Source organism: Vibrio antiquarius (genome assembly GCF_000024825.1).
Lineage (GTDB): Bacteria > Pseudomonadota > Gammaproteobacteria > Enterobacterales > Vibrionaceae > Vibrio > Vibrio diabolicus.
Map to the genome: position 1 here is coordinate 2,458,880 of NC_013456.1, position 24,680 is coordinate 2,483,559.

Sequence of the window (24,680 nt, forward strand, 5' to 3'; positions counted from 1 at the left end):
CCGACGCTTATTAGTGGTGACCTTCAGCATAATCTGAAGAGTGTTTCTGTAGATACTTCAAGATCAGGGCTTCACTGTCTGTATCTAGGTTAACGAACGCCAACATACCGTCGAACATACCTGGCCAGGTGTTCGCGTCGAAGTGCGCTTCCGCAGGTTGCGTGTGACATACTGAACAGTTGGTTTTGTACGCTTCACGAGATTTTTCCCAAACAGGATTGATGTCGTTCAGCATAGACTCTTTCTTAATCCATACTTTCGCTGCCACTTTTTCCCATGGAAGACCCGTTAGCTCATCCACTTTTTTCTCACCAGTCGTCACAATGTTGCTATCTGTCGCTGCTTCTTTCATCAGAGACGCAGTCGCAATGTTCTTACCGAAGTCTTCTTGAATTACGCGACCAAAGCCTTTCGCTTTACGCCAGCCATCGATTTCGATTTCAACAAACTCGCCTTTGTCTTCAAGAACTTTAACGGTCGATGCTGGGTTAAGAAGACCGGCTTCTTTAGTGCCTTGTGCATCAAAGTAAATTGGTAGGTGACGAACACTCACTAGTTGCTGACCTACAGAGTAATCTGTATTTGAAGTCATACCTTCTAGGTCACCCACGATACCGCCGATGCTGTCCATACCTGCTGGCAGGTTATGCGCGATACCTTTATGACAGTCAACACAGCTTTGATCTTTCTCTGCTGCTTGCTTCATTTGGATACGAGCGGTTGGGGACATTTGCTCGAAATCCATCGATTCGTAGTTGTGACAGTTCTTACACTCTAAAGATTTGTTTGCCGAGAAACGATCCCATTCGTGTTTCGCAAGTTCGATACGACGCTCTTCGAACACACCAGGTTCATCGTAGTTGCCAAATACCTGTGCAAATACCTCTTTAGAGGCCTGCATTTTACGAGCAATTTTGTCTGTCCAGTTATGAGGAACGTGACAGTCAGGGCAAGTAGCACGAACGCCTGAATGGTTTTTCCAGTGAACCGTTTCTTGCAGCTCAACGTACACGTTGTCACGCATTGTGTGACAACTAATACAGAATTCTTCTGTGTTGGTTGCTTCTAGAGCGGTGTTAAAGCCACCCCAAAAGATAACACCAGCAATGAAGCCGCCCATAGTCAGCACACCTAGGCTGATATGTACAGCTGGGCGCGTCATGGTACGCCACAGTTTAATGATTAATGATTTCATTATTTGCTCTCTTAAAATCTTTTCAAAAGTGTGGTTATGAGCTCACAGGCTTACATGCCGTGCGCGCCTGGAGGTCCAAAGAAGAACACTTGCAACATCCAAACGATGAACCCGTAACCGCCGACAAAAGCCACACTCAGAATTGGGAAGAGAACAACTGCAATGAAGAGGAACGACTTCCACTCCAGGGAGCGTTTTTCACCACTCTCAATTTTATTAACATCACTCATACATTTGCCTATTTTGTATCTAGTGTTATTGAAAAGCCCGCGTAACCAAGCTTAAGTTTTTTACAATCTCTAATGGAAAATGTTAGACCATACTAATAGTAAGGTTCAATCAAATAAGAGCTCTCAGGCCTTGTAATTCAACACTTTTTTGAGCTCATCCAGAGATGTGATTGATTGATGTTATTTATTAAAAAACATGAACAGATGTGACAAAATAAGTCTTTTAACTAATTGTTAAAACGACAACATTTACCAAACATAAGTTACATTTGGATAGTAATTAACGGGTCATAAATTGGCTTAAAAACCCGTCAAAAGATAATAAATTGTGAATAAAATGATGCGAAATAATGACAAGAATAGCGCTAAAGGTTTACGTTGAGAACATCAAAAAATGCACATTGATGTGCATATAAAGGAGGAGCTTAGTTACAATTATTCGCGGATTTTCGAGGAGCGATTATGGATAGCGTGGTGGATATAAGTTGGACCAAACTAGCATTGTTTGGTCTGATTTTGTTGGTTCCCTTCTTTATTAATGCCCGCTACAAATTAGGCATTGCGAAAGACACAATAATTAGTGTTATTCGTATGACACTTCAGCTCATATTGATTGGCGTGTATTTAGAATATCTTTTTCAATTAAACAGCTTACTTGTCAATATACTTTGGCTTGCCATCATGTTACTGATTGGCGCAAGCTCAATTGCAGGAAAAGCTCGCCTGCCTAAAAAGCCACTTATGCTTCCTCTTCTTACAGGCTTAACCTGTGGTCTAATTCCACTTCTTATAGCGATTACCGCAGGCCTAGTGCAGCCATCCCCTATTTACAACGCCCAGTACATGATCCCACTTGCGGGCATGCTATTGGGTAACAGCTTAAGTAGTAACATCATCGCACTGCAGAATTTATTTACGGCTTTTGAACAGAGACAATCAGAATACGAGGCTGCTATCTCACTTGGTGCCTCTCCTCGTTATGCATCATTCCCCTTCATTCAAGAGGCCCTTAGAAAGTCACTTGCTCCAACTTTAGCCTCTATGGCCACTACAGGGCTGGTTACCTTGCCAGGCATGATGACTGGTCAAATTCTAGGTGGCGCAAGCCCGATGGTTGCAATTAAATATCAGTTGGTGATTATGCTGGCTATTTTCGTCATGTTGAGTACCTCCGTCGCTATTACGCTGGAGATGACACTGAGCTGGGTACAAACGAAAGAAGGCCGGATCAAAATAAAAATCCAACAACTAGAACCTACCAAAACTCATAGATAGTTTAAGCGTGTGAACAAAGCCAGTGAAAGGGCTTGTATTATCAAGTCAAACGCACTTTTAACTGAATCACTCATCCATTCTTTCAACATTCATCAAGATGCTTTCTGGAGAAAAGTCAGACAGAATTCTCTCGAGTATAAGCCTCTAATTTTATGAAATTTTCTTTGCAAGTTTAGATACGCACGGCCTTTGAGACAGGTTATCCACAGAAAATGTGGATAAACACCCTAAACCCATACGCAACCAGAAACATAGCAGCATAAGTGATCAATCTAATCGTCATGCTTTGATCACTTGTCTGACATATTCTAATTTTAGAGTAAAGATAGTGACCACAAACTTGGAGAGACGTACATGGATGTCTTAATGATCAAAGAAAATTACGATGAACTCCTATCCGATGCACCTCTGGACTGGCTCGTTCAAGAACCAAAGGAAGTGACTTCTCATTGGCTCCCAACCGATTTTGGCATCAATGAAGAGCTAATTTAACTCACTCGATTTGTGTGAAACTTATCGACATGAATAAAAGAAAGGCGAACCATTTAGGCTCGCCTTTCTTTTATTCTTTTAGATTTATCGTAAATGCTTGTCTTCATCACGTAGATAAATCATCCAATACCACATACCAACGAATACACCGCCACCAATGATGTTCCCTATCGTTACAGGGATAAGGTTATTTACGATGAACCCCATCATGTTTAAGTCCGCATAGTTTGCAATATCCGCCCCTGTCATTTGCCAAAATGCTTCCGGTGCAAAATATTTGATTCCAATCGCCATGGGGACTTGGAACATGTTCGCAATACAGTGCTCGAAACCTGCCGACACGAACATAGCCACTGGCAGAATCATGACCGCTATTTTGTCAGTTAATGTACGTCCACTAAACGTCATCCAAACAGCAATACACACCAGCACGTTACACATGATACCAAGCGCAACAGCAGCAAAGAAACCATGGTGCAATTTGTGTTGAGAGATCGCCATCGCGTTGAGGCCAACTTGGCCGTGATCAAACATATACTGCTTGGTGACCAACATGCATGCTACCAACAAAAGAGCACCAACCATGTTGCCGAAATAAACCACAAACCAGTTTTTGATGAGCGCTTGCCACGAGATCTTTCCACTGGCTCGCGCTACCAATGTTAATACTGAGCTAGTGAAAAGCTCACCACCTGTAACGACAACAAGAATCAAACCAAGGCTGAAGGCTAGGCCACCGATTAGCCTGGTAATACCCCATGGAAGGTCGCCTGCACCTGTTGTCACCGTGGTGTAAAAGATGAACGCAATACCAATATGAAGTCCGGCAGAAATTGCCAATAAAAAAGATTTGATCGGTGCTTTAGTTGCTTTACCTACCCCCACTTCAGCCGCGCGTTCCGCAGCCTGAGGCGGTAATAGTGAGTCAAACTGATTGAAGTTCATTGTGGTGTAACATTTAGAAACAATTAAAGAGGCGCGGATAATCGCTCCATTTCCCTACTTTTTCAAGCGCTATTTGACATGTTTACTAAAAATGTTGTTATCGAGAGATCAACCGATAAAGGTCAACTATCATTAGCAATCGTAACTATCATTGATACTTAACAAGTATTCTGCCTTTCGAACAAAGATCCTGCGTTATATCAGCCTGATAGCGCCATACTTAACACTTCTTATCGTTTAATGTTGCTCAACTCTTCTTTTCAGACTAGCTTGGTAAAAAAGCGTAAAGGAATCATTTATGAAATATTCAGCTGAACATATCGCCGAATTGAACCTACTTCTTCAGTTCGATTTAAGTAGTGCTGCAACTGGTATTAAAGTTCATACAGACGCGTCAGAAGAAATGCAGGCAGCCGTTGCTCGTCTATACGAGAAGCAACTTTGTACACAGCCTGATGGTGGTTATTTAACAGATGAAGGTATTGAAGTAGCAGAGCATGCAGATAAGATTTTAAGAGTCCTTTCTGTGTAATTTGAACAAAAACGCCACCGAATTCGGTGGCGTTTTTTATTGGTCCCTGCATTTTGTTCCTGCCGAAACCTGAGGCGCTAATCGTTTTTTCATTTTACTAAATGGCTGAACCTTGTCGTACAACCAATTAAAGCCTGTGGCATAAAATAGGAAGAATACTAGGAAGCCAGCTTCCAACACCAGAGCTTGGAGAAGCGTAATTTCTAAGAACCAAGCAATGACGGGTATAGAGATAAAGATCAACCCTCCCTCGAATCCAATTGTATGCCCAAAACGCATCGCTAAACTTCGCTCAGTTCGATTGCTGCCAAACCACTTATCAAAGTACAAGTTGTAGATGTAATTCCACACGACGGTATACATGCTCAACCCAATCCCAACTAACGCGAGATCACTCGATCCCTTTCCGGTGATCAATGAAGCCGCTGGCACAATGATCGCGAGTGCGATTAACTCAAAAAGTACTGCATGAAAAATTCGTTCGTTACGAGTCATATTTCTCTGTCCAAATAGTTCTACTCAATGCTTAGAATTTTATCTATTATTCAGATAACAAAAAGTTAGATACCATCGGCAAAAGCGATATGTTTACCATCGAACAACTGCAAGCTTTCATTGCTACATCAGAAACCGGATCATTTTCAGGCGCGGCAAGAAAACTGGGGCGAGCTCAATCCGTAGTCAGCCAACACATCATAAATATGGAGGTCGACTGTGGTGTTGATCTATTTGATCGCTCTGGTCGATATCCGAAATTAACCGAGAGTGGCCTCGCGCTCATACCTTATGCACAAGCGGCAATCAGCCAACTAGACCGATTGAACAACAGAGCATCACAGCTTTTTTCAACACCAACGAATAAATTAGTTTTAGCCATTGATGAAGGGATTCCTCTGACTCGCTTGCCCGACGTGCTAAAAAATTTAGAGCAACGCTTTCCACATTTGCAAGTTGAATGCTTGACTGCTTCAAGTCCGGATATCATTGAATTGGTCAAATCGGAGCGCGCCACTACTGGGATTATTTTGAGTGACTTACAAATGCCAAGACATATCGATTTCACTAATCTTGGTAACATTGCGTTCGATGTCTATGTCTCTTCAACGCACGCTCTAGCACAGCAACGCGTCACTCACATTGATCAACTCAAACAACATCGTCAACTGGTCATACGCTCCAAAAACGCAGAGCCATGTGGTCTCAATCAAGCATTCAGCCCGGATATCTGGTACGCTGATAACTACTATATTTTGTTGGAATTAGCGAATAAAGGGTTTGGTTGGTGCTTTCTTCCAGAGCATTTAGTCGCGTATTCACCGAACACACTGAAAAGAGTTGGGGATGATTTCACAAAGCTGGCTTGGCAAGTCAATGTTGACCTTATTCAACATCAGAAATGGCATTCAGATCCCCTCCATCAACAAGCCAAAACAGAGCTGCTCAATCTATTCGAGCAGACATAAACAAGTAAGTAGGAAGACCCAAATGGCAAATACATTGATCGTAGGTGCAGGCTGGCTCGGAACTCCGCTAGCAGAAACTTTGATGAAAGACGGACACCACGTTGTCGTTACTCGTCGTAACCAAGCTCGGTTAAACGAGTTACCCGCTTCATTAACTCACTCCGCATTATTCGATTTTAATCAACTTAACGCGGCGAAACGGCTAGATGAGTTGCTTAAGCAACATCAAATTACTCACGTTGTCGGTGCTTTTCCCCCTGGTTTTCGTAAAGGACGCGGACAAGAATACGCCCAACAATGGCAAATGCTCGCAAACGCAGCAAAGCAAAACAACGTTGAAAAGCTCGTTATGATTAGCTCTACAACGGTGTATCCCAACCTAGCTTCTGATATGGAAGAAGCAGATGCGTCACTCTCTTTAGCAGCCGACAGCCCTTATTTCTCTGACAATGCACGTATTATGCTGCAAGCCGAGCAGCATGTTATCGAATCTAATATTAGCTTCGTCATTATGCGTTGTAGCGGGCTAATGGGGCCAGACAGGCACCCTTCTCGCTTTGCAATGAGACTAAAACAAGTCAGTCGTAAAGCGCCTGCTAATATGCTTCATCAAGACGATGCAGTATCGGCGGTCAAATTTGCTTTAGATAATTTAAGCAACCAAGTTATTAACGTGACCACACCGCATACCGTCAGCAAGGCGGAGTTCTACCAAGCCGCTATAAATAAGAGCGAAAGTGAGATACCTCTTCCACCAGTCACAGAACAAACGGATAAGCGCATTCTCGCAGACAAACTACTCTCACTTGGCTATCAATTTCATTTCAACTCAACTTTGGACGCGCTATGAAACTCTATCGACACATAGAAACACTTTGGGATTACATGCAACTCAAACATGAGCTGAAACCCGCAAACTGTTTGTTTGTGATGTGCAGTAACGATGTGCGTGTAGCAGAACATGCAGCAAATCTGTACCACCAAAAGTTAGCGCCTTTGATTGTATTTTCAGGGGGAGAAGGTCGTTTTACCGATGGACTGTTTGAAAAAAGCGAAGCGGAAACTTTTGCCGAGATTGCCAAGATGTCAGGTGTGCCCAGTGAAGCAATTTTGCTCGAAGCTGAATCCACCAATAGTGGAGAAAACGTTCGCTTTACTGAGCAACGATTGAAAGAGGAAGGAAAACATTGCTCATCGTTTATTCTGGTGCAAAAACCATTTATGGAACGCAGAGCTATAGCGACATTTGAAAAACAGTGGCAGTCACCCTACTCCCAGCTCCAAGTAAGCTCTACGGCTCATCCGTTTTTTGAGTATATTAATGAAGACATGCCATTAATGATGGTGCTAGAAGCACTAATGGAAGATTTCTCTCGTGTAAAAAGCTATCCAGAGAAAGGATTTCAAACCGAGCAGAATATCCCTCAGCAAGTCGAATCGTCTTACCAGGTTTTGCTAGAGAGATTTGGTTTTGACTTAGTCTAAGCCCTTTCTAGCAGACAACAAAAAGCCACCGATTACGGTGGCTTTTCTGTATTAATACGGATTATTTACCGAGTGCTTCTTTGTAATGCTGACGGCACACGGAGACATATTTGTCGTTACCGCCGATCGCAACTTGATCGCCCTCTTTAATCGCCACGCCATGTTCATCGGTACGAATAACCATATTCGCTTTGCGACCGCAGTGGCAGATCGTTTTGAGCTCAACCAACTTGTCTGCCCAAGATAACAGGTACTTACTGCCTTCAAAAAGTTCGCCTAGAAAATCGGTGCGAAGGCCGTAACACAATACTGGAATATGTAGTTTATCAACAACTTCAGTAAGTTGGTAAACCTGCTCTTTCGACAAGAACTGACACTCATCAACAAGAATACAGTGACGTTTCTCAACCTCATTCAGAGCTGCGATCTCTTGATATAAATTGGTATCCTGACGAAACAAATGTGCGTCAGATTGAAGACCAATACGAGAGCTCACTTTACCGACACCAAAGCGATCATCTAGTGCCGCCGTAAAAATAACTGGCGTCATGCCGCGTTCTTGATAGTTGAAAGAGGATTGAAGAAGCGTTGTTGATTTACCCGCATTCATTGCTGAGTAATAGAAATACATCTGAGCCACAGAGCATTACCTAAAGTTAAAGTTTTAATTTATGGAAATGGAAAATAAAAGGGCTGAATTATCAGCCCTTTAAAAATGAAAATTCAATTACTTACGACGCCACGTTGTGCCTTCTGGACCATCTTCCAGAACAATACCCATTTCGGTCAGCTTGTCACGAGCCATATCTGCATTCGCCCAATCTTTCGCAGCGCGAGAGTCGTTACGCAGCTTGATAAGAGCTTCGATTTCAGCCACTTCATCATCGTTACCTGCATCACCTTTTAGGAAGGCTTCTGGATCTTGGTGAAGAATACCGATCACATCTGCTAGTTCACGCATTAACGCACCTAGCTCGCTCGCTTTCTCTAGGTTTTCTGTTTTCAGACGGTTAACTTCGCGCGCCATGTCGAACAGAACTGAGTACGCTTCTGGCGTATTGAAGTCATCGTTCATCGCTGCTGTAAAGCGAGATACATACTCTTCACCACCAGCAGGAGCAGCATTTAGATCCAAACCACGTAGAGAAGTGTATAGACGCTCAAGCGAAGCGCGTGCTTGGTTTAGGTTCTCTTCGCTGTAGTTTAACTGGCTACGGTAGTGACCAGACATAAGGAAGTAACGAACCGTTTCTGCATCGTAGTGACCAAGTACGTCACGGATAGTAAAGAAGTTGCCTAGAGACTTAGACATCTTCTCGCGATCTACCATCACCATGCCACTGTGCATCCAAGTATTTACGTACTTAGTGTCGTGTGCACAGCATGATTGCGCGATTTCGTTTTCGTGGTGTGGGAACTGAAGATCAGAGCCGCCACCGTGAATATCAAAGTGATCACCTAGGATTGAAGAGTTCATAGCAGAACATTCAATGTGCCAGCCTGGACGACCAGGGCCCCATGGTGATTCCCACGTAGGTTCACCTGGTTTAGACATCTTCCAAAGAACGAAGTCTAGTGGGCTGCGTTTGGCTGTTTCGACATCAACGCGCGCGCCCGCTTGCAGCTGATCCAAATCTTGTTTAGACAGTTTGCCGTATTCGTCAAACTTGCGAACCTCAAACATTACATCGCCATTATCCGCAACGTAAGCAAAGCCACGTTCAATCAGTTTTTGAACAAGTTCGATGATTTCTGGAATAAACTGGGTTGCACGAGGCTCAATATCTGGGCGCTTCATGTTTAATGCGTCGAAGTCTGCGTGCATTTCACCGATCAAGCGCTCGGTCAATGAGTCACAAGACTCGCCATTTTCAGCCGCACGTTTAATGATCTTATCATCGATGTCTGTGATGTTGCGTACAAACGTTAGATCGTAACCTAGGTAACGAAGGTAACGTGATACCACGTCAAAGGAGACAAAAGTGCGACCGTGACCGATGTGACAGAGATCGTAGATGGTAACTCCACAGACATACATGCCGACTTTGCCAGCTGTAATTGGTTTGAATTCCTCTTTCTGTCTTGTGAGTGTGTTATATATCTTTAACATGATCTCTATCTATGATTGTGAATGAATAAAAGAAGGTCGAGTATATCAACTCCGACCTGGTTAGGTAATAGCAATTAACCGATAAAACGATAATCGGCTAAACTTCAAGCACAAAACGAAGAATTTCCTCTTCCTGAGTTTTTAAAGCACTAGAACTTAGGCTAGAATCTCGGGCTCAACACAACACAGTAAAGGAAAGTAGCATGATCACCCTTCACACTAATTTTGGTGACATCAAGATTCAACTAAACGAAGAGAAAGCGCCAGAGACTAGCGCAAACTTCCTTCAGTACTGCCGCGATGGCTTTTACGACAACACTCTTTTCCACCGTGTTATTGACGGTTTCATGATCCAAGGTGGTGGCATGGAACCTGGTCTACGTGAAAAAGCATCACGTGCACCTATCAAGAACGAAGCAAACAACGGCCTAAGCAACAAAGTGGGTACACTTGCTATGGCGCGTACTATGGAACCGCATTCAGCAAGCTCTCAATTCTTTATCAACGTAAACAACAACACATTCCTAGATTTCCGTAGCGAAAGCCTAGATGGTTGGGGTTACTGTGTATTCGGTGAAGTTGTAGAAGGCATGGACATCGTAAATAAGATCAAAGGCGTTAGCACTGGTTCTTACGGCATGCACCAAGACGTACCTCTAGAGGACGTAGTAATCACTGGTACAACAATTGAAGAATAATTCGTAAGAATTATTTCTAAGAGATAAGTTAATGGGGAGGCATCGCTTCCCCTTATTTCTATGACAACATTATTTATTTCCGATCTTCACCTCACCCCATCGCGTCCGGATATTACGGAATGTTTTGTGACGTTCATGCGAACAGAAGCAACGAAAGCCGATGCACTTTATGTATTAGGCGATCTGTTCGAGTTTTGGGTTGGAGACGATGACAAAACTCCTTTTGCCAATCAAATCCGTACAGAGTTCCAGCAACTAACAAAGACTGGCGTTCCTGTTTATTTCATTCAGGGCAATCGCGACTTCCTATTGGGAAAACGCTTCTGTAAAGAGACAGGCATTACATTATTAGATGAAGTTAGCCTCATAGACCTTTATGGTACTAAAGCGGTTATTCTCCACGGTGACACCTTGTGCACTGACGATATTGATTATCAAAAATTCCGTAAGACTGTTCATCAACCTTGGTTGCAATGGCTGTTTAATCACATTCCTTGGTTTATTAAGAAGAAAATTGTCTCAAAAGTTCAATCCGATATTCGTGATGATAAAATGAGCAAGCCTTTAGACATCATGGACGTCAATCAAAATGAAGTCGAGAAAGTGATGTCTCAGAATTGCGTCAACTTAATGATTCATGGTCACACTCATCGCCCGAATACACATTTTTTTGACGTCGATGGCGTTAAAAAGACCCGGATAGTTCTAGGGGATTGGTATACGCAAGGCTCAGTTTTACAAGTAAATTCTGATGGCTTTGACCTACAAACGAGACCATTCATACAGAATTTGCGTTAAGCATGTAGAGCGTGTAGAAGATTCACGCTCAAGTCGTAGATATTTTGTAAAAAATCGCTATTATCATAATACTAAGTTAAACAGAACGAAGTACCTAATTGAAGTATTCTTACGTAGCTCGCCAACCGATTCTGGATAGAGAAAAACGAACCATAGGTTACGAACTTCTCTTTCGAGACGGTCCTAAAAATACCTTCCCTGAAGTAGAACCAGAGCTGGCTACTAGTCGACTGCTATCCGATCATTTTTTGTCGACGCATTACAACACATTAGGGAACAAACTTGGCTTTGTTAACTTTCCGCATCAAAGCTTGGTGAATCTAGTCCCAACTCTGTTTCCCAAAGAGTCTCTCGTCATTGAAGTCCTTGAAGATTGTGAACCGACAGAAGAGTTGCTAGAAGCAATCAAGCACCTTCATGAATGCGGATACAAAATTGCTTTAGATGATTTTGTGCCGACGAAGGCTTGGAAACGTTTTCTTCCATACGTTTCCATGATCAAGTTTGACATTCGACTCGTACCGATCAAGAAAGCCGCTATTTTTATTCAGGCATTAAGCCCATTTAAAATCGACTTTCTTGCGGAAAAAGTAGAGACCTACGAAGAGTTTGAGCAAGCTTTAGAAGCCGGCTTTAACTATTTTCAAGGGTATTTTTTTAGCAAACCTGAGATGATCCAGAAAAAACGGTTGAACCCCGCGTTTCTTACAGTCATCCAGCTTTGTAAAGAGATTGCAGATAAACCCATCGACTTCAATGAGGTTGAACGTCTGTTTTCGATTGATGTGACGCTGTCATACAAGCTGCTTACTTACGTAAATTCAGGATATACATTAACGACTAAGATTAAGTCGTTCAGACAAGCGCTTATTTATCTGGGTGAAGAGCGACTACGACGCTTTATTTCCTTAGTTGCCATTGCGTCCGTTCAAGAGGATAAACCTGACTCTCTTTACTCTTTAGCGATTCAGCGTGCAAGAATGTGTGAACTGTTACTTAGTCAAATGAACACTAGGTATGACCCTGGGCAGGCTTTTTTGACAGGAATGTTTTCTCTACTCGGATCTTTGCTCGATCAACCGCTCTCGGATGTCATTGAAGATATCCCCGTTGACGAAGATATAAAACTCGCATTAACCAGTCGAAAAGGCGTACTTGGCCACTTACTTTCAATGACGATCGCCTACGAACAAGCAGACTGGGAATTAGCTGAGCGGTATTGCACCGTTCTTAAATTAACCGAGCCTCAATTAGCAGACGCTTTTAATCAATCTACCGAGTGGGCTCAAGAACTGCTGTCTCAAACGCCCTAAACCGCTATAATGCCTCACCTCCAGCCTCGCAATTGTGAGGTTGTTTGTTTTTACCGCTTAATTAATCGAGATTTCATTTTATGGCTTCTTCTTGTCCTTGCGGCTCTAACCGCACCTACCAACAGTGTTGTGAAATTGCCCACAATAACCATGCTGACGTTACCACTCCGGAGCAGTTAATGCGCTCTCGTTACAGTGCGCATGTGTTAGGTCTAGTAGATTACGTGGTGAACACGTACCACCCAAGCTGTAATGCAGAAGAACAACGAGAAGGCATTGCCCAATCTATCGACAGCGATTGGTGCAAACTTGAAGTATTAAAAACAGAAGCTGGCAGTAATGACAATGAAGGCTTTGTCGAGTTTAGCGCTTATTTTGATGAAGACGGCAAACGCTACTGTATGACAGAGCGTTCTCGCTTCGTAAAAGAAAATGGGCTTTGGTACTACATTGACGGCACATTTCCTGAAGAAGAGCCAGAACAGGATCCACGATTGAGCCAGCCAGTTAGTAGCCTAAAGCTAGGTCGTAACGATCCGTGTATCTGCGGAAGCGGTAAGAAGTTTAAGAAGTGTTGTGGGTAAAGGCATCCACGCTTAGCTTATTGAGCTCGCTTTAATGAGATTCCTGATCTCACCTAAGCTCGTCGGAATAACGTGAATATGTACTTTCGTTTGAAATAGATAACGCGACTTCAAATACCGTTAGAAAATATATCGTCATTCTCAGCAACGAAGAACAAGCGTGATTCAGAATATAATCACCGTAGGCTCTGCTGTCAGGTTTCCCCACCGAATCAACAATACTACATTAAAAAAGCCCCTAAGCTCGAGAGCATAGGGGCTTTCACTTATCTATAGCAAGCTTACTTATGACGCTCTTTCAGTTTGTTCACTACGTCATTCATCGATAAGCCTTGGTCTTGAAGCAATACCATTAAGTGATAAATCAAATCTGCTGATTCACACACTAACTCCGCCTTATCGCCCGACGTCGCCGCAAGCGCGACTTCAACGCCTTCTTCGCCCACTTTTTGCGAAATACGCTTGGTGCCACGGGCATAAAGACTGGCAGTATAAGAGGAATCTGGGTCGGCACTCTTGCGGGCAGCCAATAGCTGCTCAAGTTGATGAAGCCACACCATTTGTGACTCCTCTTGAGGGTCCACATCCCAGCAAGTTGTGTTACCCAAGTGACACGTAGGGCCAATGGGATTTACTTTCATCAGTAGCGTATCGTTGTCGCAATCGAGCTGCATGTTCACCAATTGTAATACATTGCCTGAGGTTTCCCCTTTGGTCCAAAGACGCTCTTTGGTACGAGAGAAAAACGTCACTTGACCCGTTTCGCCCGTTTTTGCCAACGCATCTTGGTTCATGTAACCCATCATCAGCACTTGGCTTGATTGAAAATCTTGTACGATGGCAGGTACCAGACCATCCACCTTTTCCCAGTTGATTCGCTCAGCTAGCGAACTTACTTCGGCGGCTTTCACACTCATAGTCGTACCTCAATGCCTTGTTGTTTCAAATACTGCTTTAGTTCACCAATATTGATGACTTGCTTGTGGAATACCGATGCGGCAAGCGCGCCATCCACATTGGCTTTTTGGTAGGCTTCTGCGAAGTGCTCCATGGCACCTGCACCACCCGATGCAATCAATGGCACGTTACACACTTCACGCACCATATTAAGTTGTTCAATATCGTAGCCGTTACGCACGCCGTCTTGGTTCATCATGTTCAGTACGATTTCACCAGCGCCGCGTTTTTGTACTTCTTGCACCCAATCACGCGTTTCCCATTGGGTCGCTTTGGTGCGTTCTTCATCACCAGTAAACTGGTAAACCTGATACTTGCCCGTCTCTTTGCCATAGTATGAATCGATACCAACGACGATACATTGCACACCAAACTTATCAGCAAGGTCAGTAATCAACTGAGGGTTCGCCAAGGCAGGAGAGTTAATAGATACCTTATCTGCACCAAACTCAAGAATGCGCGCCGCGTCCTCTGCTGATTTAATGCCACCAGCCACACAGAACGGAATATCAATCACTTCTGCAACGCGAGCGACCCAACTTTTATCAACGACACGCCCATCACTTGAAGCGGTAATATCGTAGAACACAAGCTCGTCAGCGCCTTCTTCAGCATAACGCTGCGCCAGAGGAACGATGTCACCAATGATTTCGTGGTTGCGGAACTGGACGCCCTTCACCACTTGTCCATCACGAACATCAAGACATGGAATTATTCGCTTTGCCAACATGCAAACGCCTCCTCTGCTGTGAACTTACCATCTAACAATGCACGACCAACAATCACACCAGCAACACCGCTGCCTTTTAGCGCTTCGATATCCGCTAATGAGCCAATGCCGCCTGAAGATTGGAACTGCACTTGTGGGTACTGTTTACATAGGTCGACGTAAAGCTCAACGTTTGAGCCCTCTAGCGTACCGTCACGAGAAATGTCCGTGCAAAGCACATGCTGTAGACCTACCGTCAGATAATCGTTGATCAGAGCTTCGATAGTCACGCCTGAATCTTCTTGCCAGCCAGAAATGGCAACTTTACGCGTGTCGTCTTGGTCGATATTGATATCTAGAGCGAGAACGATTTTCTCTGCGCCGTATTTTTCCATCCAACCTTTCACAAGCTCTGGCTGTTTTACTGCTGTAGAACCGACTACAACACGCTGCGCACCGGCTTCTAACAGATCAATCACGTCTTGCTCTGTACGCACACCACCACCGATTTGGATGTTCGCTGGTGTGCTTGCTAGTAGCTTTGCAATCAAATCTAGCTGGCGTGCTGTCGTGTCTTTCGCGCCAGTTAAATCCACCAAGTGCAGCCAGTTAGCACCCGCTTGGTGGTACAAATTGAACTGCTCTGCTGGGTCGACTTTGTACTCGGTTACTTGGCCGTAATCACCTTGATAAAGGCGAACCACCTGTCCTTCAATTAAATCAAGAGCTGGAATAATCACACTAAATCCCTTTTATAATTCTAAGAAGTTTTGAATAAGCTTCGCGCCCGCTTTTGAAGAACGCTCTGGGTGGAATTGCACACCATAATAGTTACCGCTTTGAACCGCAGCAGTGAATGGATTTCCGTAATCACATTCGGCAATGGTGTAGTCTCCAACTGGCATCGCAAAGCTGTGCACAAAATAGAAGTACTCACCCTCTTCAATACCTTTGAATAACGGATTGCCTGCTTTTGCAGAAACGGTATTCCACCCCATGTGCGGCAGTGGCAAATCGCCGGTTTGAAGCAGCTTCACTTCGCCATCACAAAGTCCAAGACACTCAACTAACTCGTCTGCTTTCTGGCCTTTTTCTTGAGACACTTTGCCCAACAGTTGCATGCCTAAACAGATACCTAGTAGTGGCTTTTCTACCTGTTTTACCAAGCTGATAAGATCGCGCTCTTCTAGGTTTTTCATCGCTTCACTGGCGGTTCCCACGCCCGGTAGGAATAACTTATCTGCCGACAACACGACTTGCGGATCTTTTGAAATAGTTACGTCATAACCTAGGCGTTCAATAGCAAACTTCACCGAAGAGACGTTGGCACAGCCAGTATCGATAATGACAACTTTCTGTTCTGTCACTGTTTTTCTCCTTGCTAAGATTCGCCTTAAAGCACGCCTTTACTACTTGGTAGCTCAGTGCCTTCTACTTTGATTGCTTGGCGTAACGTACGGCCAAACGCTTTAAATAGACTTTCAATGATGTGGTGATCATTGTTGCCCGCAGAAGAAAGGTGCAACGTACATGCTAATGTGTCAGTCAAAGAGCGGAAGAAGTGAACCACCATCTCTGTTGAAAGATCACCCACTTGCTCACGGCTAAACTGCGCATCGAACTTAAGGTAAGGACGACCAGATAGGTCCAGTGCACATTGTGCCAAGCACTCATCCATTGGCAGGCTGAAACCAAAGCGACCAATACCACGTTTGTCACCCAGTGCTTCTTTCAATGCTTGACCCAAAGCAAGAGCGGTATCTTCGACCGTGTGGTGATCATCAATGTGTAGATCACCTTCTACTTTGCACACCATTTGGAATCCACCGTGCGTCGCAATTTGATCCAACATGTGGTCGAAGAAACCAAGACCCGTTGAGATATCGTTACCGCCTTGCTCATCAAGGTTAACCGCAACTTTGATGTCCGTTTCTTTCGTGGTACGAATAACTTCAGCAATACGAGCTTTCACCGTGAGGTCTTTCAGGATCTGTTTCCAGCCCATGGTTTCTGGGTTGTATTGAATACCGCGAATCGCCATGTTTTCTGCAAGTTGAAGATCGGTTTGACGATCGCCAATCACGACAGAGTTTTGGAAATCAACTTTGCCACCTTGAAGGTACTCTTTCACCATGCCTAGCTTAGGCTTACGGCAAGAGCAGTTATCTTCTTCAAAGTGAGGACAAATCAACACGTCATCGAACTTCACACCTTGAGACTCGAAGATCTCCATCATCATGTTGTGCGGTGCATCAAAATCAGCTTGTGGGTAGCTGTCAGTACCCAAACCATCTTGGTTAGTGACCATCACTAGACGGTATCCCGCATCCTGCAACGACAACAGGCTTGGGATAACAAATGGCTCTAGTTTTAGCTTATCTAAACGGTCTACTTGAAAATCAACTGGCGGCTCAACAATTAAGGTGCCATCTCGGTCGATAAATAGGATTTTTTGTTGCTTGCTCACTCGAACTTCCTTATTACTAATCTTGTTTCGTTCTCGGCATAAACCGAGAACGTTGAGAATTCTATTTATGAATAGTAGTTTCTAATGAAACCCAGTGTCTTTTCACACTCGTCGCGGTTACCAACACTGATACGCACGCAGTTCTCAATTGGCGAGTTACGCAGGATAATGCCCGTATCCCAAGCGGCTTTGAAAAGAGCATCGCCATCTGGGAATTTCACCAATAAGTAGTTACCCCACCCTTCAAAAACCTCCAGACCCGGAATCATCGACAAACCAACTTGTAAGTAAGCTCGGTTTGCGTTCAAGTCGAGAACTTGGAACTTCGCTCGCGCTAATCCTGCTTCAGAGAGCGCTTGAGTAGCAATTTCAGCAACTGGAACCGGTACTGGATATGGTGCGATCACTTTAAGAAGGACGTTAATCAGTTCTTCGTTTGCTAGCGTAAATCCACAACGAAGACCAGCAAGCGCGAAAGCTTTCGACAGAGTACGTAGAATCGCTAGATTTGGATATTCTGCCAGTAAATCTACTGTTGACGCTTCTGGACAAAAATCGATGTACGCTTCGTCCATGACCACGATTGCGCGGTCTTTTGTCATCTCAAGCAGAGAGACAATATCGTCACGCTTAACTAAGTTACCCGTTGGGTTGTTTGGCGAGCATACGAAAACCAGTTTTACGTTATCTAGATTCGCTTCGATGCCTGCAAGGTCTAGTTGCCAATCTGACATTAGCGGCACCGTTTTGCGCTCTACACCGATGGTTTCTGCACTGATGGCGTACATACCGTAAGTCGGTGGGCAGTATAAAATCGCGTCTTCACCCGGTTCACAGAAAGCACGAATCAATAACTCAATACCTTCGTCTGCGCCGCGAGAAGTCAGCGTTTGTTCTGGCTTCACTCCAGCATACGCGGCGTAAGCAGAAATCAGTTCTTTCGGCTGGCATTCGCTGTAACGATTAAGACGAGCAAAGTCTGTTTTGTATTCATTGTTGAATGGCGATTCGTTGGCGTTCAGCCATACGTCACCTGTTCCACCAATTCGGCGAGCCGAAAGATAAGGTGTTAGTTGTTGGACTTGTTTACGCGCTAGCTTTTCCATATCTTTACTCTCTTATTCTTACTTACTTGCTAATTTTTCTACACGGATAGTAACAGCACGTTTGTGGGCGTCCAGACCTTCTGCTTCAGCCATGGTGACAACCGTTGGCGCAAGATTTTTAAGACCGTCAGCTGAAAGCTCTTGAACCGTCATTCGTTTAGAAAAATCAGCCAAACCTAAGCTTGAATATGTCCGTGTGTAACCGTAAGTAGGAAGAACGTGGTTAGTGCCCGATGCGTAATCACCTGCAGATTCAGGCGACCAATCCCCAAGGAAGATCGAACCTGCGTTGTCTAATAGAGGCAGAAGCTCGCGTGGGTTCTTAGTCTGAACAATTAAGTGCTCAGGACCATAATAATTAGAAATAGAGATCGCTTGGGTGATCGATTCAGCAATAATGATTAAACTCGATGCGAGCGCTTTTTCTGCAATCTCTGAACGAGACAACTCTTTCAATTGACGACGAACGGCATCTGTCACCTGATCTGCAATAATGGCTGATGGCGTCACAAGTACAACTTGAGAGTCAGGTCCATGCTCTGCCTGACTTAGAAGGTCCGCCGCAATAAAATCTGGGTCCGCTGTTTCATCCGCAATCACAAGAACTTCCGAAGGACCCGCTGGCATATCAATCGCTGCGCCACGGAAATCATTGCTCACCTGACGCTTTGCTTCCGTCACGTAAGCGTTACCCGGGCCAAAAATCTTATCAACTTTTGATACGGTCTCTGTACCATATGCCATTGCAGCAACAGCTTGACCACCGCCGACGTTGTACACTTCATCAATGCCACACAATTTTGCTACGTAAAGGATCTCGTCAGCGATTGGAGGCGGAGAGCAAAGCACAACTTTACGACAGCCAGCAATTTTCGCAGGCACGCCAAGCATCAAAACCGTCGATGGCAATGGCGCGCTACCACCAGGAATGTACAAACCCACTTTTTGAATTGGACGTGTTACCTGTTCACAAAGCACACCCGGTTGAGTTTCGACTTTAATTGGCTGTGGCTTTTGCGCTTTGTGGAATTTAGAAATATTGGCATAAGCTTGCTCTAATGCGTTTTTCATTGATTCAGACAAGCGCTCTGAAGCGGCTTTAATTTCCTGAGAAGAAACACAAATGGACTCAGGTTTAACGCGATCAAACTTTTCTGTCAGCTCGTTGAGAGCAGAGTCGCCTTCATTTCGAACTTTAGCGATAACCTCAGACACTGCTGCAGTGATATTTGCACCTTCTGCAATAGCAGGACGTTCTAAGATCGAATCTTGCTGCTCTTCACTTAAAGATTGCCAAACGACTGTTCTCATGATGTTTACTCCATCATTTTTTCAATTGGTAGCACTAGGATTGAGCTAGCGCCTAACTCTTTTAGCTGTTCCATGGTTTCCCAGAACAGGTTTTCAGAACTCACTAAGTGAACAGCCATTTTCTGCTTATCTGCAGAAAGAGGAAGAACCGTAGGATCCTCAGCACCAGGAAGTAGTGCTTTGATTTGATCGAGCTTTTCAGCTGGTGCGTGAAGCATGATGTACTTAGACTCTTTCGCTTGTTGTACGCCTTGCATGCGAGTCAGTAGTTTTTCAATCAGTGCTGTTTTGTCTGCATCAAACTCACCGATACGTTGAATCAGCGTCGCTTTAGATTTAAAGATCACTTCCGCTTCTTTTAAGCCATTCGCTTCTAACGTTGCGCCAGTAGATACCAAATCAGCAATAGCGTCAGCTAGACCTGCGCGAGGTGCAACTTCTACAGAGCCAGTTAGCATACATGTGGAGAATGGAACGCCTGCTTCATCCATGTAAGCTTTTAGGAGTTGAGGGTAAGTTGTGGCAATACGCTTACCAGCTAAGTCTTGTGGACCGTTGTACTCTTCATCCTTGTCGATAGCGATAGACAAGCGACAACCGCCAAAATCCAGTCGACGAAGTTGAACAAACTCACATGGCTCACCCAAAGCTTTGCGATCAAGACGAACTTCTTCTAGTTCGTTTTCTCCGATGAAACCAAGGTCAACCACGCCATCCATGATCAAGCCAGGGATGTCATCGTCACGAACCAAAAGCAAATCAATTGGCATGTTCTCCGAGTGAACCACTAAACGCTCACCCATTACATTAAATTTTACGCCGCACTGTTTTAGCAGAGCTTGGCTCTCTTTGCTAAGGCGACCTTTTTTCTGAATTGCGATTCTTAAGCGTTGTGTTTGCATTGCTTTTTCCCTGTGCAAGATTTTGATATCTAAGTAATTTTTGAATTAATAAAACTAAAAAACCCTCGAGAGATTGGAGTCTCCCGAGGGTTTAAAATCTGCTTTTACTTTGATTTCACCTCCGGGAGTTTCCTGCCTCCCGGGTATGCGTACATCGCCCGAAAGACTAGATTGGGTGATGATGGTGATGAATGTTCATTACAAAATTACGCATACTTATTTAAGGCTCTATTGAGTTGCTTCGTTAGTAACCACACTAACCAAGGATTCTATATTTTTCAATACTGAATTTAGCATTTTCTAACTATTTTTTATAATTATTTGATTTTAAAGGATTTAAATTTAATTTCAGTTGAGTATCAGGGTAGAAATTAGGTTTCTATTCAACCCTATTCTTAAAGAAAAAGAAGAATAGTATGAATTTTCATCAAAACAACTATTTAGATCTCACCGCCCTTAGTAATTGACATCATTCTCAATAAAGAGACATCCACTCACGTTTGAGACGACTCATTCAAAACTATTATTTTAGTGGGGCAAAAAATAGTGATTAACCATGAAACTGCGTAACGGTAGTAACAAACAAGCTGTGGATTTCAGCGATACAACACTATACCCATTAATCGGCAATAGTGCATGTATCCAAGAACTTCGCACGGCAATCCAAAAGTACGCTCAATGTGATGCTGAAGTACTCATTCAGGGTGAAACAGGGGTGGGCAAAGGTCTCTGTGCTCGTCTTATTCATCAGTTGTCGAACAGACACTCGGCACCTTTTGTTGAAGTTAACTGCGGCGCAATTCCAAGTGGTCTTATTGCGTCCGAACTTTTCGGTCACGAAAAAGGAGCATTTACAGGAGCGATTTCAGATCGTATCGGTTTTATTCAAAAAGCGCATAAAGGTACCCTATTCCTAGATGAGATTGGTGATATGCCGCCGGATCTACAAATCCACCTTCTGCACTTTTTAGAGAGTAAGCAAATCCATAAAGTCGGCGCTGATAAATTCATTGACGTGGACTGTAGAGTCATTGCTGCGAGCCACGTGGATTTGAAAAATGAGGTTGTACAAGGTGGATTCCGTGAAGATTTATTCTATCGGCTTAATATCTTGCCATTAACCATTCCTCCACTGAGAAAGCGTGGGAAAGATATCCTTATGTTATCAGAACACTTCTTAACAGATTTGTCTCATGGTCAGGTACAAAAAATGTCGGATAAAGTCAAAGCCAAGCTCCTCAAGCATCGTTGGCCAGGTAACGTAAGAGAACTGCGAAATGTAATCCAACGAGCGATTGTCATGTGTGAAGATCACACGCTTCTCGTCGCCGACTTGGGCCTTGATAATAATGAAAGGCAATTACTCCCTTCAGTAGACCAAATTGATCTCGACTACCTACTGCAAGCTATCGAAGAAAATAAGCACAATATGAGTGCGGCTGCACGTCATCTTGGTATTTCAAGAACAACGCTTTATCGTCTAATAAAGAAATACAACTTAAATGTTTAGTTGCTGTACAGGTGTAACGTGACACTGTGTAACAGACAACTCATCATATATCATTTACTTAGCCCCTCATCATAAACCTCTTGATGTTACTGCCTTTAAAATCAACAACTTAAACTAGGCACAGTCTTTGCTTAGAGCTAAGAAGAAGTCAGTTGATAGATTTTCTATCACAGCACAGAAAGGAGTGCTCAGAACACAAATAGCTCGCTTTTAACACGAAACGATTATCCCCAAAAACGCGATTGCCCCCCTCACCTAAATCGCGTTAAAAAAAAGCTCCGCTAAATTTAGCGGAGCTTCCTCTTTATTAAAAATACTGAGCTGTACTAGACATTTTGGCACGATGCCATTTTAGACTTCGACAACCAAGAAAGTGCTCCACATACAATAATAAATGTGATTGATGCAGCGATGAATGAGAATGCAATTGACGCAGTCATCCCCAAAGTAATGAAGCCAACACAGGAAACTAGCGCCACGGACAACGCATAAGGCAACTGGGTCGATACGTGATCAATATGATTACAACGTGCACCAGTCGACGACAGAATAGTGGTATCGGAAATAGGTGAACAATGGTCACCAAAAACGGCACCGGCTAAAACTGCACTTAGCATTGGGAGCATTAGCGCAAGATCAGTTGCACCAGCCATATCACCCGCGATTGGAAGCATAATGCCGAACGTACCCCAAGAAGTACCTGTTGAAAATGCCATTAGACCAGACAACAAGAATAGGATAACTGGTAGCCAATGTGGATTGATATTGCCCTGAGCCATTGTAGAAAGGTAAGAACCCGTCTTCATGTCACCGATAACCGAACCGATAGTCCAAGCAAATACTAGGATTAGAATCGCTCCAAACATAGACTTAGCACCAATCCAAAGTGTGCGTGCAATTTCACCCATTGGAAGACCTTGCTTCACAACAGTAAATAATGCGACAGCTAAGCCAAGCAAGCTACCGTAGATTAGTGATGTGCCTACATCTGTATTTTCAAACGCACCTAGAAGCGCAAACTCTTTGCCGTCAGCAGCCAATGCTTGGCCACCCGTGTAAAGCATAGAAGCGATAGTCGCAATAATCAGCGTCACGATAGGAAGTACCAAGTCTGACACTTTACCCTTTTCGCTTTCACGGATATCTAGCTCTTCGTTTAGATCATGCGCTTCTTGCGAGTCGTTTTCTTTGTCTTTATCAAAGCCGCGGCCTTGAGATGCAGAGATTTCATGCTCACGCATCTTACCGATATCGAGGCCAAACCACGCCACAGCAAACACCATAAGCAGTGCAAAAACTGCGTAGAAGTTCATTGGAATAAGACGAACGTACGCGCCAAGAGCCGAATACTCAGTGATCCCATGTGAGACTAAGATACCGCCGATAATCGTAATAATGTAAGCACCCCAGCTAGAAGCAGGCATGATCACACACATTGGTGCAGCAGTTGAGTCTAGAATGTATGCAAGCTTCGCGCGAGACACATAAAAACGATCGGTTACTGGACGAGAAATGGCACCAACAGCAAGACTGTTAAAGTAATCGTCGACAAAAATGAATACGCCTAAAAAGGCAGCAAGAAGTTTGGAGCCGCGTTTACTCTTCACTCGAGATTGTGCCCATTCGGCAAATGCACGAGTACCACCAGATAGCGTTAATAATGCAGTTGTCATACCTAATAAGATTAGGAAACCAACAATGCTCATGTTCCAAGTGTTAATTCCGCCATCTTCAATAAAGACAGAAGAAACTTGAGAACTCACGTAACTAACGGTATCACCGATAGACCAGCTATTAAGTAGAACCGCACCCAGCACGATACCTACACCTAAGGAAACTAATACACGTCGAGTCAGAATCGCCAAAGTCAAAGCGACAATAGGTGGCAATAATGAAACAGGAGAACTAGAAAAATCTATTAAATTCATGATCTTCAAAAACCAAAGTTTGGCTAGAGATCTACTGCAGACAAGTCACGTAGCATACGATACGTGCTCATGTTGAACTTAGCGACAGGGAAGCGAACACTCCACCCAACCCTACAGTAGCGCTCCATAGTTTAATGTGAATATATACTATGGCAGTGTTGTTCCTTTCAGATACAACCCCAGCAAGTAACTTTGATGAGTTACTTACTTCGGCAATCTTCGCCTTCCACTATTATTCATTGGCATCACCCCAATAATAGCTACTCTTCGAGACCGCGCCTCTACGGCAACAACAAACAATTAACCACTAACTGTACAAATTAACAACAAATTGTCTGCAATATTGCATCAGGTAGCAGCCATTGTACTTATGATGAGAGTCAATGCAACACATCAAACTAAATTAAACAAATAAATAATGACTGAGATAATTTATAAACCTTGTCTACTTCAAGTTAGTTTTGTGCAACTGAAATCACATCAATTTTGTTATTTATGAAACATTATTACTACCTTAAAAATATCATGGTTTATCTTGTATCAATAAATTAAGGATATATGACACTCCATCAAAGATGGACGCTTCATATTTTTAAGTAATAACTCAACTTTTTTTATAAAAACCAAGCTGGCTCTATCTCTATACAATAACGAGTGTTGATTTCAATTC

At 43.6% G+C, this 24,680-nt stretch carries 26 protein-coding genes, 1 riboswitch and 1 other annotated feature; of the genes, 11 read left to right on the top strand and 15 right to left on the bottom strand.

Annotation, left to right across the window (positions count from 1 at the left end):
- Positions 1-10 precede the first annotated feature (10 nt).
- Complete coding sequence (gene torC / locus VEA_RS11400) at positions 11-1,195, bottom strand: pentaheme c-type cytochrome TorC (protein WP_006742852.1); 1,185 nt, start codon at positions 1,193-1,195, stop codon at positions 11-13.
- A gap of 50 nt (positions 1,196-1,245) precedes the next feature.
- On the bottom strand, positions 1,246-1,425 hold the full coding sequence (gene torE / locus VEA_RS11405; RefSeq protein ID WP_005378141.1) for a trimethylamine N-oxide reductase system protein TorE: 180 nt from the start codon (positions 1,423-1,425) through the stop codon (positions 1,246-1,248).
- A gap of 462 nt (positions 1,426-1,887) precedes the next feature.
- Here torE and VEA_RS11410 point away from each other — a divergent pair, with 462 nt between their 5' ends.
- Entirely contained in the window at positions 1,888-2,700 is an 813-nt protein-coding gene (locus tag VEA_RS11410) for an ABC transporter permease (protein ID WP_006742853.1), read from the top strand.
- A gap of 366 nt (positions 2,701-3,066) precedes the next feature.
- Positions 3,067-3,192 carry a hypothetical protein gene (locus VEA_RS24600; protein WP_254903806.1) on the top strand — a complete coding sequence of 42 codons (126 nt, stop codon included), beginning with the start codon at positions 3,067-3,069 and terminating at the stop codon, positions 3,190-3,192.
- Between the two features lie 84 nt (positions 3,193-3,276).
- Here VEA_RS24600 and focA read toward each other — a convergent pair whose 3' ends face one another.
- Positions 3,277-4,137 carry a formate transporter FocA gene (gene focA / locus VEA_RS11415; protein WP_005393324.1) on the bottom strand — a complete coding sequence of 287 codons (861 nt, stop codon included), beginning with the start codon at positions 4,135-4,137 and terminating at the stop codon, positions 3,277-3,279.
- 298 nt (positions 4,138-4,435) lie between these two features.
- Between focA and VEA_RS11420 the strand changes: the two genes are divergently transcribed.
- Positions 4,436-4,669, top strand: a complete 234-nt coding sequence (locus tag VEA_RS11420) for a TIGR02647 family protein (RefSeq protein ID WP_005378148.1) — start codon at positions 4,436-4,438, stop codon at positions 4,667-4,669.
- 36 nt (positions 4,670-4,705) lie between these two features.
- On the opposite strand, the gene VEA_RS11425 is transcribed toward VEA_RS11420, so the two are convergent.
- A complete protein-coding gene (locus tag VEA_RS11425) occupies positions 4,706-5,164 on the bottom strand; it encodes a PACE efflux transporter (RefSeq protein WP_005390910.1) in 459 nt (152 codons plus the stop codon).
- A gap of 89 nt (positions 5,165-5,253) precedes the next feature.
- Here VEA_RS11425 and VEA_RS11430 point away from each other — a divergent pair, with 89 nt between their 5' ends.
- The 3 genes from VEA_RS11430 to VEA_RS11440 are packed head-to-tail and all read left to right on the top strand — an operon-like array spanning position 5,254 to position 7,617.
- Complete coding sequence (locus VEA_RS11430; protein ID WP_012841948.1) at positions 5,254-6,132, top strand: LysR family transcriptional regulator; 879 nt, start codon at positions 5,254-5,256, stop codon at positions 6,130-6,132.
- A 22-nt stretch (positions 6,133-6,154) separates the two neighbouring features.
- Positions 6,155-6,982, top strand: coding sequence for an NAD-dependent epimerase/dehydratase family protein (locus VEA_RS11435; protein ID WP_012841949.1), 828 nt, complete (start codon positions 6,155-6,157; stop codon positions 6,980-6,982).
- The gene (locus VEA_RS11440; protein ID WP_012841950.1) at positions 6,979-7,617 is read left to right on the top strand and encodes a YdcF family protein; all 639 of its coding nucleotides are present in this window, start codon (positions 6,979-6,981) and stop codon (positions 7,615-7,617) included. The genes VEA_RS11435 and VEA_RS11440 overlap by 4 nt, the downstream gene beginning before the upstream one ends.
- Positions 7,618-7,678: 61 nt before the next feature.
- Here the strand turns inward: VEA_RS11440 and VEA_RS11445 are convergent, their stop codons facing one another.
- Together VEA_RS11445 and cysS are read right to left on the bottom strand one after the other, a co-directional pair.
- Positions 7,679-8,257: a thymidine kinase gene (locus VEA_RS11445; RefSeq protein ID WP_005378154.1), complete on the bottom strand. Its 579-nt coding sequence runs from the start codon at positions 8,255-8,257 to the stop codon at positions 7,679-7,681.
- 87 nt (positions 8,258-8,344) lie between these two features.
- On the bottom strand, positions 8,345-9,727 hold the full coding sequence (cysS, locus tag VEA_RS11450; protein WP_005390902.1) for a cysteine--tRNA ligase: 1,383 nt from the start codon (positions 9,725-9,727) through the stop codon (positions 8,345-8,347).
- Positions 9,728-9,930: 203 nt separating this feature from the next.
- Here cysS and VEA_RS11455 point away from each other — a divergent pair, with 203 nt between their 5' ends.
- From VEA_RS11455 to VEA_RS11470, 4 genes are all read left to right on the top strand, one after another.
- Entirely contained in the window at positions 9,931-10,425 is a 495-nt protein-coding gene (locus VEA_RS11455) for a peptidylprolyl isomerase (protein ID WP_005390900.1), read from the top strand.
- A 60-nt stretch (positions 10,426-10,485) separates the two neighbouring features.
- Positions 10,486-11,223: a UDP-2,3-diacylglucosamine diphosphatase gene (gene lpxH / locus VEA_RS11460; RefSeq protein ID WP_006743038.1), complete on the top strand. Its 738-nt coding sequence runs from the start codon at positions 10,486-10,488 to the stop codon at positions 11,221-11,223.
- Between the two features lie 98 nt (positions 11,224-11,321).
- On the top strand, positions 11,322-12,536 hold the full coding sequence (locus tag VEA_RS11465; protein ID WP_005378158.1) for an EAL and HDOD domain-containing protein: 1,215 nt from the start codon (positions 11,322-11,324) through the stop codon (positions 12,534-12,536).
- A gap of 80 nt (positions 12,537-12,616) precedes the next feature.
- Complete coding sequence (locus VEA_RS11470; RefSeq protein WP_012841952.1) at positions 12,617-13,120, top strand: YchJ family protein; 504 nt, start codon at positions 12,617-12,619, stop codon at positions 13,118-13,120.
- Between the two features lie 281 nt (positions 13,121-13,401).
- Here the strand turns inward: VEA_RS11470 and hisIE are convergent, their stop codons facing one another.
- From hisIE to hisG, 8 genes are all read right to left on the bottom strand, one after another.
- Positions 13,402-14,037, bottom strand: a complete 636-nt coding sequence (hisIE, locus tag VEA_RS11475; protein ID WP_006743039.1) for a bifunctional phosphoribosyl-AMP cyclohydrolase/phosphoribosyl-ATP diphosphatase HisIE — start codon at positions 14,035-14,037, stop codon at positions 13,402-13,404.
- Entirely contained in the window at positions 14,034-14,807 is a 774-nt protein-coding gene (gene hisF, locus VEA_RS11480; RefSeq protein ID WP_006743040.1) for an imidazole glycerol phosphate synthase subunit HisF, read from the bottom strand. Before hisF ends, hisIE begins: the two co-directional genes overlap by 4 nt.
- Complete coding sequence (hisA, locus tag VEA_RS11485) at positions 14,789-15,526, bottom strand: 1-(5-phosphoribosyl)-5-[(5-phosphoribosylamino)methylideneamino]imidazole-4-carboxamide isomerase (RefSeq protein ID WP_006743041.1); 738 nt, start codon at positions 15,524-15,526, stop codon at positions 14,789-14,791. The genes hisF and hisA overlap by 19 nt, the downstream gene beginning before the upstream one ends.
- A 12-nt stretch (positions 15,527-15,538) precedes the next feature.
- Positions 15,539-16,153 (bottom strand): imidazole glycerol phosphate synthase subunit HisH, encoded by a 615-nt coding sequence (gene hisH / locus VEA_RS11490; RefSeq protein WP_006743042.1) that lies wholly within the window; start codon positions 16,151-16,153, stop codon positions 15,539-15,541.
- A 26-nt stretch (positions 16,154-16,179) separates the two neighbouring features.
- Entirely contained in the window at positions 16,180-17,253 is a 1,074-nt protein-coding gene (gene hisB, locus VEA_RS11495; RefSeq protein ID WP_006743043.1) for a bifunctional histidinol-phosphatase/imidazoleglycerol-phosphate dehydratase HisB, read from the bottom strand.
- A gap of 65 nt (positions 17,254-17,318) precedes the next feature.
- Positions 17,319-18,359 (bottom strand): histidinol-phosphate transaminase, encoded by a 1,041-nt coding sequence (hisC, locus tag VEA_RS11500; RefSeq protein WP_006743044.1) that lies wholly within the window; start codon positions 18,357-18,359, stop codon positions 17,319-17,321.
- 18 nt (positions 18,360-18,377) lie between these two features.
- Complete coding sequence (gene hisD / locus VEA_RS11505) at positions 18,378-19,670, bottom strand: histidinol dehydrogenase (protein ID WP_006743045.1); 1,293 nt, start codon at positions 19,668-19,670, stop codon at positions 18,378-18,380.
- Positions 19,671-19,675: 5 nt separating this feature from the next.
- On the bottom strand, positions 19,676-20,572 hold the full coding sequence (hisG, locus tag VEA_RS11510; protein ID WP_005390869.1) for an ATP phosphoribosyltransferase: 897 nt from the start codon (positions 20,570-20,572) through the stop codon (positions 19,676-19,678).
- Between the two features lie 53 nt (positions 20,573-20,625).
- Positions 20,626-20,763: a sequence feature (His leader region), on the bottom strand.
- 365 nt (positions 20,764-21,128) lie between these two features.
- Here hisG and VEA_RS11515 point away from each other — a divergent pair.
- A complete protein-coding gene (locus VEA_RS11515) occupies positions 21,129-22,082 on the top strand; it encodes a sigma-54 interaction domain-containing protein (protein ID WP_005390867.1) in 954 nt (317 codons plus the stop codon).
- Positions 22,083-22,408: 326 nt separating this feature from the next.
- Here the strand turns inward: VEA_RS11515 and tet(35) are convergent, their stop codons facing one another.
- Positions 22,409-24,010, bottom strand: coding sequence for a tetracycline efflux Na+/H+ antiporter family transporter Tet(35) (gene tet(35) / locus VEA_RS11520; protein ID WP_005390865.1), 1,602 nt, complete (start codon positions 24,008-24,010; stop codon positions 22,409-22,411).
- Positions 24,011-24,119: 109 nt separating this feature from the next.
- Positions 24,120-24,302: riboswitch (Lysine riboswitch) on the bottom strand.
- Between the last annotated feature and the right edge of the window lie 378 nt (positions 24,303-24,680).

Coding starts and splice junctions, on each gene's coding strand:
- torC (WP_006742852.1), bottom strand. CDS start 1,195: ATGAAATCATTAATCATTAAACTGTGGCGTACCATGACGCGCCCAGCT.
- torE (WP_005378141.1), bottom strand. CDS start 1,425: ATGAGTGATGTTAATAAAATTGAGAGTGGTGAAAAACGCTCCCTGGAG.
- VEA_RS11410 (WP_006742853.1), top strand. CDS start 1,888: ATGGATAGCGTGGTGGATATAAGTTGGACCAAACTAGCATTGTTTGGT.
- VEA_RS24600 (WP_254903806.1), top strand. CDS start 3,067: ATGATCAAAGAAAATTACGATGAACTCCTATCCGATGCACCTCTGGAC.
- focA (WP_005393324.1), bottom strand. CDS start 4,137: ATGAACTTCAATCAGTTTGACTCACTATTACCGCCTCAGGCTGCGGAA.
- VEA_RS11420 (WP_005378148.1), top strand. CDS start 4,436: ATGAAATATTCAGCTGAACATATCGCCGAATTGAACCTACTTCTTCAG.
- VEA_RS11425 (WP_005390910.1), bottom strand. CDS start 5,164: ATGACTCGTAACGAACGAATTTTTCATGCAGTACTTTTTGAGTTAATC.
- VEA_RS11430 (WP_012841948.1), top strand. CDS start 5,254: ATGTTTACCATCGAACAACTGCAAGCTTTCATTGCTACATCAGAAACC.
- VEA_RS11435 (WP_012841949.1), top strand. CDS start 6,155: ATGGCAAATACATTGATCGTAGGTGCAGGCTGGCTCGGAACTCCGCTA.
- VEA_RS11440 (WP_012841950.1), top strand. CDS start 6,979: ATGAAACTCTATCGACACATAGAAACACTTTGGGATTACATGCAACTC.
- cysS (WP_005390902.1), bottom strand. CDS start 9,727: ATGTTAAAGATATATAACACACTCACAAGACAGAAAGAGGAATTCAAA.
- VEA_RS11455 (WP_005390900.1), top strand. CDS start 9,931: ATGATCACCCTTCACACTAATTTTGGTGACATCAAGATTCAACTAAAC.
- lpxH (WP_006743038.1), top strand. CDS start 10,486: ATGACAACATTATTTATTTCCGATCTTCACCTCACCCCATCGCGTCCG.
- VEA_RS11470 (WP_012841952.1), top strand. CDS start 12,617: ATGGCTTCTTCTTGTCCTTGCGGCTCTAACCGCACCTACCAACAGTGT.
- hisIE (WP_006743039.1), bottom strand. CDS start 14,037: ATGAGTGTGAAAGCCGCCGAAGTAAGTTCGCTAGCTGAGCGAATCAAC.
- hisF (WP_006743040.1), bottom strand. CDS start 14,807: ATGTTGGCAAAGCGAATAATTCCATGTCTTGATGTTCGTGATGGACAA.
- hisC (WP_006743044.1), bottom strand. CDS start 18,359: ATGGAAAAGCTAGCGCGTAAACAAGTCCAACAACTAACACCTTATCTT.
- hisD (WP_006743045.1), bottom strand. CDS start 19,670: ATGAGAACAGTCGTTTGGCAATCTTTAAGTGAAGAGCAGCAAGATTCG.
- hisG (WP_005390869.1), bottom strand. CDS start 20,572: ATGCAAACACAACGCTTAAGAATCGCAATTCAGAAAAAAGGTCGCCTT.
- VEA_RS11515 (WP_005390867.1), top strand. CDS start 21,129: ATGAAACTGCGTAACGGTAGTAACAAACAAGCTGTGGATTTCAGCGAT.